The following is a 14,648-nucleotide window of genomic DNA, read 5'->3' as shown; positions in this document are numbered from 1 at the left end:
AGACTTATTCATTATTTTTGACAGATACAGCCAGTTTTAAAAAAAGACTTGCTGCTGATCGTTATCATCTATATAGATGACTGCCCAGCTTTAATAGTAAATTGGTTTTGAGTAATTGTCTGTTCTTTGAAGAACAGACAAGAGCACTATATTTTATTATTATTGAAGCATGAATTAAAACGTGCATAGGATTGCTGGTGGATACTTAAGGCTATACACAATGTATGAATTGGGAACTAATCATGTTTGCTGACAATAACCGTCCAATATTGATCATTGATGATTGCTCCATCATGAGTAATGCCCTTCGGGGTATGTTACAGAAGATGGGATATAGCGCCGATAAAATTGATTTGGCCGATACTGCAAAAATGGCGCTGGCCCTCTGTGCCGTAAAATATTATCAATTGCTGGTGCTGGATTTTAATCTTGGCAATCGTGGTATAAATGGCTATCAGCTGCTAGTAATATTGCGGGAAGAACAGTTGCTACCAGCGGATTGTGTCACTGTAGTGCTGACAGCCGAAGCGTCATTAGAAATGGTGCGTAGTTTTCAGGAGTTGGAGCCGGATAGCTATCTTATCAAACCGATTAGTTACAAGGTGTTGAGCCAGCGCTTGGGCGATTTGATGCAGCGCCAGCGGCGACTCCGCGAATTGATGATCCCGCGCCGAGAACAGGATTTATCGAAAGTGTTAGCCATAGGGCAGCGCTTAATTCGTACGCGAGGGGCCATCAGCCTGCAGGCGCGATTCATCATGGCTGAGGCATGTCTTGAGGCTGGTGATAAGGAACAGGCGCACCATCTGTTGATTGGGCTCAAAAAAACGAGCGTATGGAATAAGGCGCATATTCGGTTGGCGCAGATGGCGTTGCAACAAGCCGATCTTCCATCAGTATTTGCCCTAGTGCGCCCTCTGCAGGAGGATCCGCTGTGGTGTGGCATGGCCTTGACCATCAAGGCGGAAGCCTACGCCCTGCAACAGCAACCCAATCTCGCATTAGATAGCATTCGTCAGGCTATCGCTTTGTCGCCTCGCAGCATTGAACGCTACTGGTTGCAGGCATTTATCGAAATGGCAGTTTTTGACCTCACGTCGGCTAAGGAGACAGCCTTACGTGGCCTTAGATTTGCGCGTTTCCGACAGCACGAAGAGGAGTCACTGCAACAGTTGCTGGCTCTCTTATATCTGGATTTGGCGGCATGTGGTGAACCGCTGGAGCATCAGACGTATCTGGGGCGTTTCCGCCAGCTGAGTCAGAGTTGGCATGGATCGCGCAGCACACCGATGACGCAGTCGATCGAAGCGATGCTGCAGGCTCATGCAGCGATCGCCAGTGGTAACCCGCTGTGTGCAGATTCGATTATCGAGCAACATCGGCAGCTTAGTGGGGGTGTAGAGGTTTATCAGATGGGATTAGTCGAAGAGCTGGAATGGGAGAAATTGATGGTCTTGCCCACCAAACCGGAAATCTTGCACGAGTATTATTTAACGTTAAAAAATGACCAATTAAAAAACAATAAGCCTGCCTTAATGACGACGATGAAAACATATATCAGCCAATGGCAGGCATCAATTCCGCATGACAGGATGTTGACGGTTTTCAGTATCGGGTAGATAAGGCTGAAATATCGAAAAAACCAATCATACTCAGCTATGTCATGAGGTGAACAATGAGTATTCTTGATAATCTGTTAATTATTGAAGATGAGTTGTTTCAACTCAACTGGTTGCACGAATTATGTAAACCGCTGGCAAAAACCATTAACCGGGTTCGTGATGGAGAGGCGGCGCTGAAGATGATTGACCTACAGGGAATGCCAGATGCGCTGATCTGTGATTTGAATATGCCGGGTATGGATGGTGTGACCTTTTTGCGGCATTTAGCCGAATTTGAGATGACTTGTCCCGTATTACTGGTCAGTGCGGCAAGTCAGGACATCATTCATTCCGTTGTACAGATGGCAACCTTATATGGTGTAACGGTCAGCGAAGCATTGCAAAAACCGGTAAGCCGTCAACAGATTAGGGAAGGTGCGAACAAGTCCCTGATATGAGATCATGTTTGTCATCTGGAGCCATGGAACAGGGTTCATCATGAGTCATCAGCTCACCTTCGCCGACAGTGAATTCAGCAGTAAGCGCCGTCAGACCAGAAAAGAGATTTTCTTGTCCCGCATGGAGCAGATTCTACCATGGCAAAACATGGTGGAAGTCATCGAGCCGTTTTACCCCAAGGCTGGTAATGGCCGGCGACCTTATCCGCTGGAAACCATGCTACGCATTCACTGCATGCAGCATTGGTACAACCTGAGCGATGGCGCGATGGAAGATGCTCTGTACGAAATCGCCTCCATGCGTCTGTTTGCCCGGTTATCCCTGGATAGCGCCTTGCCGGACCGCACCACCATCATGAATTTCCGCCACCTGCTGGAGCAGCATCAACTGGCCCGCCAATTGTTCAAGACCATCAATCGCTGGCTGGCCGAAGCAGGCGTCATGATGACCCAAGGCACCTTGGTCGATGCCACCATCATTGAGGCACCCAGCTCGACCAAGAACAAAGAGCAGCAACGCGATCCGGAGATGCATCAGACCAAGAAAGGCAATCAGTGGCACTTTGGCATGAAGGCCCACATTGGTGTCGATGCCAAGAGTGGCATGACCCACAGCCTAGTCACCACCGCGGCCAACGAGCATGACCTCAATCAGCTGGGTAATCTGCTGCATGGAGAGGAGCAATTTGTCTCAGCCGATGCCGGCTACCAAGGGGCGCCACAGCGCAAGGAGCTGGCCGAGGTGGATGTGGACTGGCTGATCGCCGAGCGCCCCGGCAAGGTAAGAACCTTGAAACAGCATCCACGCAAGAACAAAACGGCCATCAACATCGAATACATGAAAGCCAGCATCCGGGCCAAGGTGGAGCACCCATTTCGCATCATCAAGCGACAGTTCGGCTTCGTGAAAGCCAGATACAAGGGGTTGCTGAAAAACGATAACCAACTGGCGATGTTATTCACGCTGGCCAACCTGTTTCGGGCGGACCAAATGATACGTCAGTGGGAGAGATCTCACTAAAAACTGGGAATAACGCCTTAAATGGCGAAGAAACGGTCTAAATAGGCTGATTCAAGGCATTTACGGGAGAAAAAATCGGCTCAAACATGAAGAAATGAAATGACTGCGTCAGCCGAGAAGAATTTCCCCGCTTATTCGCACCTTCCTTAGTGATTGCCTGCGATGCTTACCCGCAGTAGATGAACGCCTTACCACTCGAGCACTGGCTCCTTATCAGCCGAACAGACAGGAGTTGGAGGTGGCATTGGCGCAGCAGCAGATCCGCCCCTATTTTCAACCGCAGATCTGTGCTGTTACTGGGCGCTTGATCGGCGCCGAAGCTTTGGCGCGCTGGGAGCATCCCCAGCGAGGAACTCTGTCGCCTGCCTCGTTCATCGATCCTTTGTATCAACATGCGCTGGTGGGTCAACTTGGGGCCCAGATCCTGGAGCAATCCATCGCGCGCTGCCGTCAGTGGTTGGACCAGGGGGTCGAGGTCTCGGTTTCGGTAAATATTTCGCCATCCGAACTTTTGGATGTTCATTTTGCCGATCGGGTATTTACCCTTCTAGAACAATACGGTTTGCCGGAGCAGCTCTTATGTCTGGAAATCACCGAAACCGAAGAATATGACGATCTTTCTAGCTTGCTGGAGACTGCTTCACGCCTTCGTTTGCATGGGATCAAGCTGGCAATTGATGACTTTGGTACCGGGCATGCGTCCTTATTGCATCTTGTACAGAGCCCGGTCTCTGAGTTGAAGATCGATAGTATTTTCGTGGCCAACATGTTGGAGGATGCACGCTACCGTTCGGCGGTACATGCCTCGCTAGCTATGGCGCATCATCTGCGCCTTCATACTGTGGCTGAAGGGGTAGAGACTTGGGAGCAGGCGCAGATGCTCAAAGAGATGGGATGTGACAGCCTGCAAGGCTTCTATTTTGCACCGGCTATCCGCTCCCATGAACTGGTGGATTGGTGGCAAAGTCGTTCGGCTGTGATGCAATAAATAATTAACTGAACTGGTACGGAATATATGGGTAAAAATTCAATCCTAAACGCATTGAAAAAAGCCGATGCTTTGTTGATATCCTCCCAGATTTTATCGGATGATGTATCACTGCAGCATAAGGATTTTCTAGCCAGACATGTGTCAGACATGTCCCACAAGGGGATGTTGTTTTTTGTCGTAACTAATGCCGCCGTGCTGACGGTGACCCTGTTCAGGATGATCTATCTGTCGGTGTTTGATTATGCTGGATTCGATGTAAAAATATTCGGTGGCCTCGAAAGCAAGATCCATTACCTCTATTTGACGGTCGTTATTACAGGGGTGTTTTTGTTGTTTTTGATATTCCCGGTATTTTGTCTTAATCGAGCAAGAACGGCGCTGTATGTGAATAAGCAGTTCCAGAGGCGATTTATTGTCTACACCTATGTCGTAACTATGGTTTGGTTGGTGATCTTATCGTTCTATCATCATCAAGTTATTTATGAGTTGAGCTATATTCGCTCCATCGAACCAGCATTGGTGGTGTTGATACCATTGACCTATATCGGCGCCATGCTGGTTATCCCCTATTTTAGCATTGCTATGTTGTTATGTCTGGTTGTCAACCAGCTACTGGATAGTCGCTGGGATGGCTGGCTAATGAATGCGGTTATCATCGGTTTCTTGATGACATTTATAGGTGCTGTATTTTATGCTGTGCGCCGGACTATCGGATTTATTGCCGAGGTGGAGTTCAACAACTTCAAATTGACGGAAAAATTGATCCACTCGTTGAATCTGGATTCACTATTGTCAATTCCTAACCGGCAGGCGTTCTTCTCCCGGGTGAGTAATAAATTGCTGCGGAAAAAATCAGAAACAAGCAGTGCTGCCATTTTGATGCTCGATGTCGATCACTTCAAGAAATATAATGATCACTATGGTCATCCGGCTGGGGATCGTTGTCTACAACAAGTCGCTTGTTGCCTGCAATCTTGTGTGCGCGAGGATGTCGATATGGTGGGGCGTTATGGTGGTGAGGAGTTCATTGTCTTTCTGGAAGATGCCGATGCCGACGGAGCCGCCATCGTGGCGCAGCGGATCTGTGAGCAGATGCAGAAACTCCAGTTACCCCATGCGCAATCAACCACGGCTCCCCATGTGACTGTTAGCCTCGGTATTGCACTCTGGCAACCGGGATCCACGTTAGAGGCGCTGTGTGAACGAGCCGACCAAGCTTTGTATCAGGCCAAGAATAGCGGTAGGAATGGCTATAAAATAGTGGACTGCCATTGAGTTAATATATTTAAATTTATGATTTTTTTACTGAAGACTCCATGGAGACATGCCGGAGTCTCGGTACTTTGACTGTTATCTGAGATGGAGTTTCTACTAACGGTTATGCTCCTAATACGAGGCTCACTCTATGACTAATATTCCAAGTGATGAAGAGGAATTGGATTTTTATTGCAATGCAATTCGCGTAATGCGATTGGGCGTGTTCGATAATTCAACTGCTGGCAGTGCAGGAGTGCTGTGCTCCGGTGCCGAGCTGAGCAGTTCGGTACTGTCACTCTGGATCAGGCTAAGGTAGCGCTCATATTGGCGCAACACATCGGCGCTGATCTCGTCTCGGGTCAGATACTGAATGTCATAACTGGCACGGCCATCGGCATAGAAGGTCATGGCTGTAACTGACGATGCCGCGTTCATAAGATACCTCAATAGTTCTTCATCATTCAGATGGGAGCGACAACGCAGTTAAAATTGCCACCATCCATGCGGTTGACAATTCATTATTTATCGCTATAAAGGTATCATGAGTATCATAACAATTACCTGAGACAAACAAGCTGCTTTCACAGCTATTAGATGTTACGTAAGACATTGAAGGTTATATTTGTGCGTTGACATGCGAGAGTGAGGGTTCGAATCCCTCCCTCACCGCCACATTGCAAAGCCCCGATGGAAACATCAGGGCTTTTTGCTTTCTGGCGCAATCCCCGCGTGGTTGCTGGCATAGGAATGCAAATCTTCATTCTTAATAGCGCTGCATCTGGCTAAGCCGCTTGGGCAATCGCAGTGAAATGCCTCGGTGACCTTGACGCCACGGCCAACCCATTGGTCGATCCTTTTAAAGTTTCCGCCCAATTCAGTAAAAGGGCCTCTCGAAAGAGAGGCCCTTTTCATTGCTCGCTGATTTGCTCTGCTCGGCACTTGAAAGGCATACCGTGGTGATACCGGTTAATGCTCCACAGTCAGCGGATCCGGGGGCAGGTTCAGATGCTTGGTGATGGCCTGATAGAGCTGGGGGTAGTTATCGTCAAAATGGTGTCCTCCCGGCAGGGTGACGCTGGTGACGTTGGGTTGGTTGAGACGGGGGCAGAGGCGGTCGCCGTCATCATCATCGGCACCTTGCAGGCAGAGCATCGGCAGATCGCGGATGGTCTTCACCTGCGGTTCGGTCGGGTAGCTGCGGGCCTTGTGGGTCAGCATATCGCTGACGTGGATCTCGAAGTCCGAGCTGGTGGAGGGGGAGAGCATCACGGCCCCGACCAGCCCCTGACGATAGTGCTCCGGCAACCGGTTGATGACGAAGGGGACAATCTCGGCACCAAACGAGAAGCCGACCAGCAGCCAGCGGGGGCGCTGCCAGCGAGTCTGGTAATCATCGAGGATCCGCTCCAGATCGGCGGTCACCTGCTCCGGGGTTTTCTTCTTCCAGTAGTAGGTGAGGGAGCTCCAGCCCACGACCGGCAGGCCGTGCAGCTGAAACTGGGCGCTCAACCCCTTGTCGAGGGCCGCCCAGCCGCCATCGCCGCTGAGAAACACCACCATGGGGGCGTCGGATGGCTGCTTGACCGGCAGCTCAATCAGGCTCAGGTCATCCTTGACCGGGGCGGCGTGCGCCGCAAAAGATGAAACGGGCAGTACGAGACTGAGTAACAGCAATATCAAGGCTCTCATTGGCCATGCTCCTATTTCTTGAGCAGCCCCAGCGGGCCGCGGCTAATCAGGGTGATCAGGTGAGTCAGGGTTCTGGGCAGTACCAGCTTGCTGCTGCAGAGCAGGTAGCGGGGTTCCCAGCGGGGCGAAAATTTCTCCTTGTAGCGTCTGAGCCCCTGAAAGTTGTAAAAACGGCTGCCACGGACGAACAGGGTATTGCCAAGGCGGGCCCAGTAGCTGTTGAGCGGATGATCGTTGAAGCCGGACATGGGGGCCATCCCCAGATTGAAGCTGGCGTACCCCTGCGCCTTACCCCACAGCAGCAGCTCGACAAAGAGAAAATCCATGATGGGGGCGGTGCCGGTATCCAGGCTGTAGCGCATCAGATCGATGGAGAGCATCTCCTTGTTATCGCTCACCCAGAGGTTGGCAAAGCCGACGATCTGCCCCTCATGCCACACCAGCGCAGCCGGACTCAAGGTCAGGTAGTCAGGCTCGAAACGGCCGACCGAGAAGCCCTTCTCCTTGCCCATCTTGCTCTGCAGCCAGGTATCGGAGACGGTCTGCAATCTGGGTAGAAGGGGGGCCACGGCGCTTGCCTCGACCACCTCGAAGGTCAACCCTTCCCGTTTGCCCTTGGCGTGGCTCTGGCGCAGGTTGCGCAGCCGGCTGCCCGCCAGATCGAAGGTAGCCAGATCGACCATCGCCTCTTCACCGAGCTTGAAGGGGATCAACCCCAGCTCCAGATAGAGCGGCAGATAGCGGGCCGAGACCTGATAAAAGACCGGATTGGCGTCGTGCTCGTCGCACCGCTCGCGAAATTGCCAGAGCAGCTCTTCGATCTGCTCGGGGCGACCGACGGGATCCCCCATCACAATCCAGCTGTTGCCCTCGATGCCATACATCAGGAAGGCGTCGCCTGCGGGGTGGAACAGCAGGGACTTGTCCTGCAACTGGGCCAGATAGCCGTGGATCCCCCCTTCGCACACCACCAGCTCGTGAGCGCGCGTCAGCATCTCCTTGTCCGGCTTTTCACCGACTACCCGCAGCGGTGCGAGCAGCTGGGCAACCCCGGCAACGGCCAGTACGGCCACCACGCTCCCCATGGCGCGCAGGCCGCGGGCAGCTCCGCCGTGGGGTGAGAAGTGGAACCAGAGGGCGTGGTCATACTCCACCTGACGGTAGGAGAAGAGCAGTAGCCACAGGGCTCCCAGCAGCACGGCGCCGACTGAAATGAGCCAGCCCGGAGTGTACTGGGGATAGAGCAGCGACCCCTTGCGATAGAAAAGAGAGCGGCAGGGAGTCATGATGAGCAGGAAGCTGCCGAGCAGCAGGGCGGACTCCCAGTCCCCCCCCTTGAGCAGGGAGAAGGCGATCCCCAGAGCCAGCAGCAGCTGGGTGATGCGAAACGCGGCGTCGTGACGGCGGTAGAGACTGCGCGCCAGCAGGATCAGGAGGACACCGCTTACGCTGCCGAGCACGTGGGAGAGCTCGAGCAGGTGGAGCGGCAACACCTGCAGCCACACTTCGATGTGGCTGCGCATGGTCGGGATCATCCCCGAGCAGAGCAGCAGGCTGCCGGCGGCGAAGGTGCCCATGCTGATAAGGGCGGGAAGAAATTCGCGCACTGCGCTCATCAGCCCCTGTAGCCGCTGCCAGCGCGCTTTTTGTTGCAGCATCTCCTGACTGGTAAAGAGCAGCAGGGCACAGAGAAAGGGAAGCAGATAATAGATGCAGCGGTAGAGCAGCAGCGAGGCGAGCAGCTTGTCGGTTGGCAGGTAGTGAGCCAGCAGCAGGCTCATGCTCGCTTCGAACACCCCGATCCCGCCCGGCACGTGGGCCAGTACCCCGAGGAAGCTGGCCAGCACGAAGGCACTGAGCAGCACAGGGTAGGGGACGCTATCGGCAGGCAACAGCACAAACAGCACTGCTGCGGCGGCCATCCAGTCGGCCAGCGCGGCCAACAGTTGCAACAGACGTATCCGAAAGCCCAGCAGGGTCAGGGTGTGTATTCGCCAGGAGAGACGTGGGGCGGGCCAGCAGAGGTAGCAGGCCACCAACAGCAGCGCCATGACGCCCGCTAGCCTGAGCAGGGTATCTGCCCATTGCGGCCAGTCAGGCAGCAACTGTGATACATCGCAGGTCAGTAGGGCGCCACCTCCCCACGCCAACAGGCCGAGGAAAAAGGTGATGGAGCAGAACAGCACCACGCGGGCCACTTCTCCGGTGGCGAGCCCCAGTGCAGAGTAGAGGCGATAGCGTACCGAGGTGCCGGTCAGCAGGGCAAATCCCAGGGTGTTGGAGAAGGTGTAGGCGATAAAGGAGGTGATGCTGACCTGTTGCCAGGGAAGGCGTTTGCCCAGCGCATGGAGCGCCAGCATGTCATAGCTGCAGAGGCAACCATAACTGAGCAGGGTCAGCAACAGGGCGCCCGCCAGTCTCTGCAGGGGTTGGGACCAGATGGCCACACGAATATCGTGCCAGTGCCATGCCTGAGTCAGGTGATACAGCACGGTCAGTGCGGTGCCGAGCAGCAGCAAGCTGCACAAGGGGCCGAGCCATTTAAGCAGATGACGCCACATGCCATGTTCCTGTGGTCATTGACCGTTTCCCGCAAAGGGAGCCGGGTCGTGGATCCGGTTTGGACGAGGGAGGCGCTCGTCAGGAAAATTTCGGGAAGAGATGGAAAGGGAGGCGTCAGCCTCCCTTGGTGCTATCAAGTGACCGCTTGGATCACTTGGTTTTCGGCGCGACTTTGACGGCAGGGGTCTTGGCGTGGGTGGCTTTATGGTGTTTTTTCACCACTTTGGTCTGGGTCGCCTGCGGTGTGGCTGTCTTGGTCGGGGTGGCCGCCATGGTGAAACCGGAAGTGAGGGCGAAGACGGCTGCCAGGGTCAGGGGAATGATCTTTTTCATGTTCAATTTCCTTATTCGGGTTGATGTTATGGAGCGTTCTCCATGACAGTCATCCTATGACGGTTGCAGCGGCCCTTCAGTGATCGGTTGGTGACGGTTTGTATCCAAATGTACAGGCAGGGTGAGGCAGACGCGGGCGCCGTGGTCACTGGCCAGCAACGCCACATCCCCCCCGTGATGACGGGCAATGCTGCGCACGATGGCCAGTCCCAACCCGGTGCCGCCGGTGCGACGATCCCGGCTCTGATCAAGGCGCACGAACGGTTCGAAGATCTGGGGCGCCAGCGCCGGATCGATCCCCGGTCCATCGTCGCTCACCTCCAGCAGATAGTTCTCCTGAAGCCGCGAGATGGAGAGGGTAACCTCGCTCTCGGCGTAGCGCAGAGCATTGCCGATGAGGTTCTCCACCGCGCGCGTCAGCAGACGCTGATCGCCGCACCAGGGCATGTGACGTGGCGGCAGATCGAGGGTGAGCCTCTTCTCGGGGGCCAGCGCTTGCCAGTCGCCAAGATGCGCTTGTGCCCAGTGACTGAGCTCCAGCTCGTCGCGCTGCAACGGTAGCTCCGGCCTGTCCAGCTTGGCGTAGGTGAGCATCTCTTCGATCAGGGCGTCCAGCGCTCCCAGATCTCGCTCCAGCGCCTGCTGCTCCTGTTCGGCAGGGGCAGGATCGAGCATGGCAAGCCGATAGCGCAACCGGACCAGCGGGGTGCGCAACTCGTGGGCGATGGCATCGGTCAGTTGCTTGCGGCTGGCAATCATGGCCTGCAATTGGGTCGCCATTTGATCGAAGGTGCGTCCCACCCGGGCCAGACTGCTGCCCGGTGGCAGATTGGTTCGGCAGGAGAGATCCCCATCGCCTACGCGACGTGCGGTTTGCTCCAACTGCTGCAATCCGTGCCAGTGGGGACGCAACCAGAGCAGAATGGGCAGGCCGAGGGATAGGCCGATCACCAGCAGCAGCCCCACATCGACCCAGTGCAGCTCATGCAGGTAGGAGAGGTAGGGTACAGGGCCGACAATCAGCACCCGGTCAGTATCGGGGATGCGCTGCAGGAAGGTGTCATCCTCCTCGACGATGACAATGTTGCCGGCAGCCAGAAAGGCCTGATCCTCGCTGGCCAAGGGCTGGCGCACCAGCTCGCCGATCTTGAGGGGGAGGGTAAACTGACTGCTCTGCTCGGCCAGTCGATCGGGCCAGCGCTCTGGCGGGGTTCTTGCCAACTCGCCGGTCAACAGGCCAAGAGAGCCCTGCATCATGCGTTCGAGATAGCGATCACCCGCCCGTTCGGCGGTCACCTGATAGACCACGCCAACCAGCAGGATGGCCAGGGTGAAGCAGCCGATCAGCAACAGATAGAATTGGATAAAGAGACGGCGCATGGCGGTGCTCCCGAAAGAGGGTTATTCCCAGGCGTGGGGGACGAAGAGGTAGCCTTTCTGGCGCACCGTCTTGATCCGGGTCGGGTTGTCGGGGTTATCACCCAGTTTGCGGCGCAGGCGGGAGATGGCCACATCCATGCTGCGATCCTGACCGTCGTACTCCCGGCCGCGCAAGCTGCGAAAGAGGGCTTCCCGACTCAAGATTTGGCCCGCGTGGCAGGCGAGCTCCCACAGCAGATCAAAGTCGGCGGTCGAGAGAGCAATGCTCTCGCCATCGAGTCGCACATCTCGCCCCGGGCCATCCACCCGCAGCCGACCAAATTGCAGTTGCTGGGGAACGCTGCTGGTGGCTGCCGGTTGGGTTGATGCTTGCTGGTGCTGGCGAAATTGCACCCTCAGTCTGGCCAGTAGCACCGGTGGTGGTGTCGTTTTGAGGATGTAGTCGTTGGCGCCCAGCTCCAGACTAAGGATCTGGTTCATGTCGCTATCCAGCGAGGTGAGCATTACGATGGGGCCGTCGAAGCGCGGCCGCAGATCCCGACAGAGGGACATGCCATCCTGCCCCGGCAACATGATATCGAGCAGCACCAGATCGGGCTGTTCGGCCTCGACCCGGGCCAGCGCCATATCCCCTCTGGGCTCGAGGATCACGTCCATATCGTGGCGACCGAGCCAACTGCTGATGAGCTGGCCAATCTCGGGATCATCTTCGACAAAAAGAATGCGTTGCATAGAAAAGCTCCAACGGAAAGCAGGAGAAAAGAAGAGCGATCAGCATATCAATGGCGCTTGGGAAATACAGAAAAAGAACCGGGCAGGCTGATGTGTGGGGGAGTGTGGCTGTGTGTATCGATGGGGAGGCGCGAATCGTGACAAATGGGCGGAGCCGCGTTTATCGATCTGGAGGATGATGGCCTTGCAGACAAGGCATGGCACAGTCGAGCGCAAAACAAAAAACCGGCCAAGGCCGGTTTTTCGCGGAGCAGACCAGAAGGTCACTTCACCAAGTCGATGGACATCCCCTTGCGGCGATTATCGACAGAATAATGGGGTGGCTGATGGGGCTCGAACCCACGACAACCGGAATCACAATCCGGGACTCTACCAACTGAGCTACAGCCACCACTGAAATTTTCATCAACGCTCGCCAATCCAGAAGGATTGGGGAACATCAATGGCGCGCCCTGCAGGATTCGAACCTGCGACCCACGGCTTAGAAGGCCGTTGCTCTATCCAACTGAGCTAAGGGCGCTTTGTATCAACACGTCTTAAGGACGAGTCGATGAACATGGTCGGTGATAAAGGATTCGAACCTTTGACCCTCTGGTCCCAAACCAGATGCGCTACCGGACTGCGCTAATCACCGAAAATCCCTGACCAGCATATCGACATGAGTCGTACTGGGCAACGGGCGGGCATGATAGCCAAGCGTAAGGGCCAGCGTCAACGACTTTTTCCCCCAGTAAATTCAAGTGCCTACTTATTGCCCGCTACAGGTATGGCGTGCGTCTGCTGCTAACATCCCGGCTAAAAAAATGCGACAATGCGCGGCAGTTGAACACATGGTGAGTGGAGAACGATGTCTGCCAAAATCATAGATGGAAAACAGGTTGCGCAAACGATTCGCAGCCAGGTCGCGGCGCAAGTCCAACAGCGGTTGGCGGCAGGGAAACGGGCTCCTGGGCTGGCAGTCATTCTGGTGGGGGCAGATCCAGCCTCTCAGGTCTATGTCGGCAGCAAACGTCGGGCGTGCGAGGAGGTGGGGTTTCTCTCCCGCTCCTATGATCTGAGTGCAACCGCCAGTCAGGAAGAGCTGCTGGCGTTGATCGACCAGCTGAATGCGGATAGCCACGTAGATGGCATTCTGGTTCAGTTGCCGTTGCCGGATCACTTTGATACCACTCAGGTGCTGGAGCGGATCCAGCCTGACAAGGATGTAGATGGATTTCACCCGTATAACGTCGGCCGTCTGGCCCAACGTATTCCGGCGCTGCGTCCCTGCACTCCGAAAGGGATCATGACGCTGATCGAGACCACCGGCGTGAAGACGCACGGTCTGCATGCGGTCGTGGTGGGAGCGTCCAACATAGTGGGGCGTCCCATGACCCTCGAATTGTTGCTGGCTGGCTGCACAACCACGACCTGTCACCGCTTTACCCGGGATCTGGAAGAGCAGGTTCGCCGTGCCGATCTGCTGGTTGTTGCGGTCGGCAAGCCCAACTTCATTCCTGGCGAGTGGATCAAACCGGGGGCACTGGTAATCGATGTGGGCATCAATCGCTTGGCTGATGGCTCGCTGGTCGGGGATGTGGAGTTTGAGACGGCGCGCAGCCATGCCTCCTTCATTACTCCGGTACCCGGTGGCGTGGGCCCGATGACGGTCGCCAGCCTGATGGAAAATACCCTGATCGCCTGCAGTGAATATCACGACTGATCATGGCTGGTGATAACCCTGTGATCCCGTGAGGAGGCAGGATTCGCCAGAAATCTGACAATAAAAAACCGGTTGCTCAGAGAGGAACCGGTTTTTTATTTATCCAACGGGTGTTATTTACATATTTTGTGCTTCGTTTGGCACAATCACAGAGGCGTGATTTCCTTTCGGCCCCTGTTGCAGTTCAAAATTGACAGCCTGACCCGCTTTCAGGGTCTTGTAGCCCTCCATTTGAATCGTGGAGTAGTGAGCGAAGATATCCTCACCGCCCCCTTCCGGACAGATAAACCCAAATCCTTTTGCGTTGTTAAACCACTTAACTGTGCCGGTTGCCATACTTCTACATCCTTTTATTGATTACCCAGAAGTCGTTGAGTAACCTGCGCCAGCCCTTTATAACTAAGGACATGGGCCCATAGCAGACGGGCACAGATTAGCAAGTAACCAATCTAGTCTAACTTTTGAGCGAGTCAAGAAGTTGTTAACAGCTGATGTGATCTGGTTAACAAGTCTATTGACAACCTTGTGTTAGACGGTAGTAATCTAGAGGTACCAAAGCGCGATTATGAGCAAGCAGAAAGAACTCTTTGCTAATGAAGAGATTGCAGAAGCAGAGAAAACAAAGCTGCAGCCGCCACCCATGTATAAGGTTGTGTTGAACAACGATGACTACACGCCCATGGAGTTTGTGGTGGAGGTGCTGCAAAAGTTCTTTGGTATGGATTTGGACAAGGCGACTCAGGTCATGCTGAGTGTGCATTATAGTGGTAAGGGTGTCTGCGGCATGTTTACCGCAGAGATCGCCGAAACCAAGGTTGTCCAGGTCAACACCTATGCACGTAACAACGAACATCCACTGCTCTGTACTATGGAAAAGGCTTGAATCTGATGACTTGATGGCGAGTGTGACACCACATTGTAG

General features: G+C 54.6%; 14 protein-coding genes and 3 tRNA genes. 7 read left to right on the top strand and 10 right to left on the bottom strand.

Annotated elements, in window-relative coordinates:
* Positions 1-242: 242 nt before the first annotated feature.
* The 5 genes from ACTG2G_RS02080 (at position 243) to ACTG2G_RS02060 (ending at position 5,346) form a co-directional block, all read left to right on the top strand.
* Entirely contained in the window at positions 243-1,619 is a 1,377-nt protein-coding gene (locus tag ACTG2G_RS02080; protein ID WP_439985123.1) for a response regulator, read from the top strand.
* A gap of 56 nt (positions 1,620-1,675) precedes the next feature.
* Positions 1,676-2,059 (top strand): response regulator, encoded by a 384-nt coding sequence (locus ACTG2G_RS02075; protein WP_439985122.1) that lies wholly within the window; start codon positions 1,676-1,678, stop codon positions 2,057-2,059.
* A 40-nt stretch (positions 2,060-2,099) separates the two neighbouring features.
* Positions 2,100-3,080 carry an IS5-like element IS5 family transposase gene (locus tag ACTG2G_RS02070; RefSeq protein WP_232093577.1) on the top strand — a complete coding sequence of 327 codons (981 nt, stop codon included), beginning with the start codon at positions 2,100-2,102 and terminating at the stop codon, positions 3,078-3,080.
* A gap of 238 nt (positions 3,081-3,318) precedes the next feature.
* Positions 3,319-4,068: an EAL domain-containing protein gene (locus tag ACTG2G_RS02065; protein ID WP_439985120.1), complete on the top strand. Its 750-nt coding sequence runs from the start codon at positions 3,319-3,321 to the stop codon at positions 4,066-4,068.
* 27 nt (positions 4,069-4,095) lie between these two features.
* The gene (locus ACTG2G_RS02060; RefSeq protein ID WP_421387783.1) at positions 4,096-5,346 is read left to right on the top strand and encodes a GGDEF domain-containing protein; all 1,251 of its coding nucleotides are present in this window, start codon (positions 4,096-4,098) and stop codon (positions 5,344-5,346) included.
* Between the two features lie 168 nt (positions 5,347-5,514).
* Here ACTG2G_RS02060 and ACTG2G_RS02055 read toward each other — a convergent pair whose 3' ends face one another.
* The 9 genes from ACTG2G_RS02055 to ACTG2G_RS02015 form a co-directional block, all read right to left on the bottom strand.
* Positions 5,515-5,763 carry a hypothetical protein gene (locus ACTG2G_RS02055; RefSeq protein ID WP_421387781.1) on the bottom strand — a complete coding sequence of 83 codons (249 nt, stop codon included), beginning with the start codon at positions 5,761-5,763 and terminating at the stop codon, positions 5,515-5,517.
* Positions 5,764-6,294: 531 nt separating this feature from the next.
* Positions 6,295-7,017, bottom strand: coding sequence for an AcvB/VirJ family lysyl-phosphatidylglycerol hydrolase (locus ACTG2G_RS02050; protein WP_429204323.1), 723 nt, complete (start codon positions 7,015-7,017; stop codon positions 6,295-6,297).
* An 11-nt stretch (positions 7,018-7,028) separates the two neighbouring features.
* Positions 7,029-9,578 (bottom strand): bifunctional lysylphosphatidylglycerol flippase/synthetase MprF, encoded by a 2,550-nt coding sequence (gene mprF, locus ACTG2G_RS02045; protein WP_439985118.1) that lies wholly within the window; start codon positions 9,576-9,578, stop codon positions 7,029-7,031.
* A gap of 151 nt (positions 9,579-9,729) precedes the next feature.
* Positions 9,730-9,912 carry a hypothetical protein gene (locus ACTG2G_RS02040; protein ID WP_005337116.1) on the bottom strand — a complete coding sequence of 61 codons (183 nt, stop codon included), beginning with the start codon at positions 9,910-9,912 and terminating at the stop codon, positions 9,730-9,732.
* 54 nt (positions 9,913-9,966) lie between these two features.
* Entirely contained in the window at positions 9,967-11,292 is a 1,326-nt protein-coding gene (gene rstB / locus ACTG2G_RS02035) for a two-component system sensor histidine kinase RstB (protein ID WP_429204319.1), read from the bottom strand.
* Between the two features lie 21 nt (positions 11,293-11,313).
* Entirely contained in the window at positions 11,314-12,024 is a 711-nt protein-coding gene (gene rstA / locus ACTG2G_RS02030) for a two-component system response regulator RstA (protein ID WP_021230547.1), read from the bottom strand.
* A 315-nt stretch (positions 12,025-12,339) separates the two neighbouring features.
* Positions 12,340-12,415 (bottom strand) — tRNA-His (locus ACTG2G_RS02025).
* 52 nt (positions 12,416-12,467) lie between these two features.
* Positions 12,468-12,544, bottom strand: a tRNA-Arg gene (locus ACTG2G_RS02020).
* 37 nt (positions 12,545-12,581) lie between these two features.
* A tRNA-Pro gene (locus ACTG2G_RS02015) sits at positions 12,582-12,658 on the bottom strand.
* Between the two features lie 213 nt (positions 12,659-12,871).
* On the opposite strand from ACTG2G_RS02015, the gene folD reads away from it, so the two are divergent.
* Entirely contained in the window at positions 12,872-13,726 is an 855-nt protein-coding gene (gene folD / locus ACTG2G_RS02010; protein ID WP_005337113.1) for a bifunctional methylenetetrahydrofolate dehydrogenase/methenyltetrahydrofolate cyclohydrolase FolD, read from the top strand.
* Between the two features lie 117 nt (positions 13,727-13,843).
* On the opposite strand, the gene cspD is transcribed toward folD, so the two are convergent.
* A complete protein-coding gene (gene cspD / locus ACTG2G_RS02005) occupies positions 13,844-14,062 on the bottom strand; it encodes a cold shock-like protein CspD (RefSeq protein ID WP_005300025.1) in 219 nt (72 codons plus the stop codon).
* Positions 14,063-14,291: 229 nt separating this feature from the next.
* Here cspD and clpS point away from each other — a divergent pair, with 229 nt between their 5' ends.
* The gene (gene clpS / locus ACTG2G_RS02000; RefSeq protein WP_005337111.1) at positions 14,292-14,609 is read left to right on the top strand and encodes an ATP-dependent Clp protease adapter ClpS; all 318 of its coding nucleotides are present in this window, start codon (positions 14,292-14,294) and stop codon (positions 14,607-14,609) included.
* The last annotated feature ends 39 nt before the right edge of the window (positions 14,610-14,648 follow it).

The organism is Aeromonas sp. 55A, from assembly GCF_051919665.1.
Classification (GTDB): domain Bacteria; phylum Pseudomonadota; class Gammaproteobacteria; order Enterobacterales; family Aeromonadaceae; genus Aeromonas; species Aeromonas veronii.
The sequence above is the reverse complement of the archived record's forward strand: the minus strand, read 5'-3'. Positions and strand labels throughout refer to the sequence as shown.

Excerpts from the sequence above, each read along its gene's own strand:
- ACTG2G_RS02055 (WP_421387781.1), bottom strand. The coding sequence starts at position 5,763 with ATGAACGCGGCATCGTCAGTTACAGCCATGACCTTCTATGCCGATGGC.
- ACTG2G_RS02050 (WP_429204323.1), bottom strand. The coding sequence starts at position 7,017 with ATGAGAGCCTTGATATTGCTGTTACTCAGTCTCGTACTGCCCGTTTCA.
- ACTG2G_RS02070 (WP_232093577.1), top strand. The coding sequence starts at position 2,100 with ATGAGTCATCAGCTCACCTTCGCCGACAGTGAATTCAGCAGTAAGCGC.
- ACTG2G_RS02060 (WP_421387783.1), top strand. The coding sequence starts at position 4,096 with ATGGGTAAAAATTCAATCCTAAACGCATTGAAAAAAGCCGATGCTTTG.
- cspD (WP_005300025.1), bottom strand. The coding sequence starts at position 14,062 with ATGGCAACCGGCACAGTTAAGTGGTTTAACAACGCAAAAGGATTTGGG.
- folD (WP_005337113.1), top strand. The coding sequence starts at position 12,872 with ATGTCTGCCAAAATCATAGATGGAAAACAGGTTGCGCAAACGATTCGC.
- mprF (WP_439985118.1), bottom strand. The coding sequence starts at position 9,578 with ATGTGGCGTCATCTGCTTAAATGGCTCGGCCCCTTGTGCAGCTTGCTG.
- ACTG2G_RS02075 (WP_439985122.1), top strand. The coding sequence starts at position 1,676 with ATGAGTATTCTTGATAATCTGTTAATTATTGAAGATGAGTTGTTTCAA.
- ACTG2G_RS02040 (WP_005337116.1), bottom strand. The coding sequence starts at position 9,912 with ATGAAAAAGATCATTCCCCTGACCCTGGCAGCCGTCTTCGCCCTCACT.
- ACTG2G_RS02080 (WP_439985123.1), top strand. The coding sequence starts at position 243 with ATGTTTGCTGACAATAACCGTCCAATATTGATCATTGATGATTGCTCC.
- clpS (WP_005337111.1), top strand. The coding sequence starts at position 14,292 with ATGAGCAAGCAGAAAGAACTCTTTGCTAATGAAGAGATTGCAGAAGCA.
- rstA (WP_021230547.1), bottom strand. The coding sequence starts at position 12,024 with ATGCAACGCATTCTTTTTGTCGAAGATGATCCCGAGATTGGCCAGCTC.
- rstB (WP_429204319.1), bottom strand. The coding sequence starts at position 11,292 with ATGCGCCGTCTCTTTATCCAATTCTATCTGTTGCTGATCGGCTGCTTC.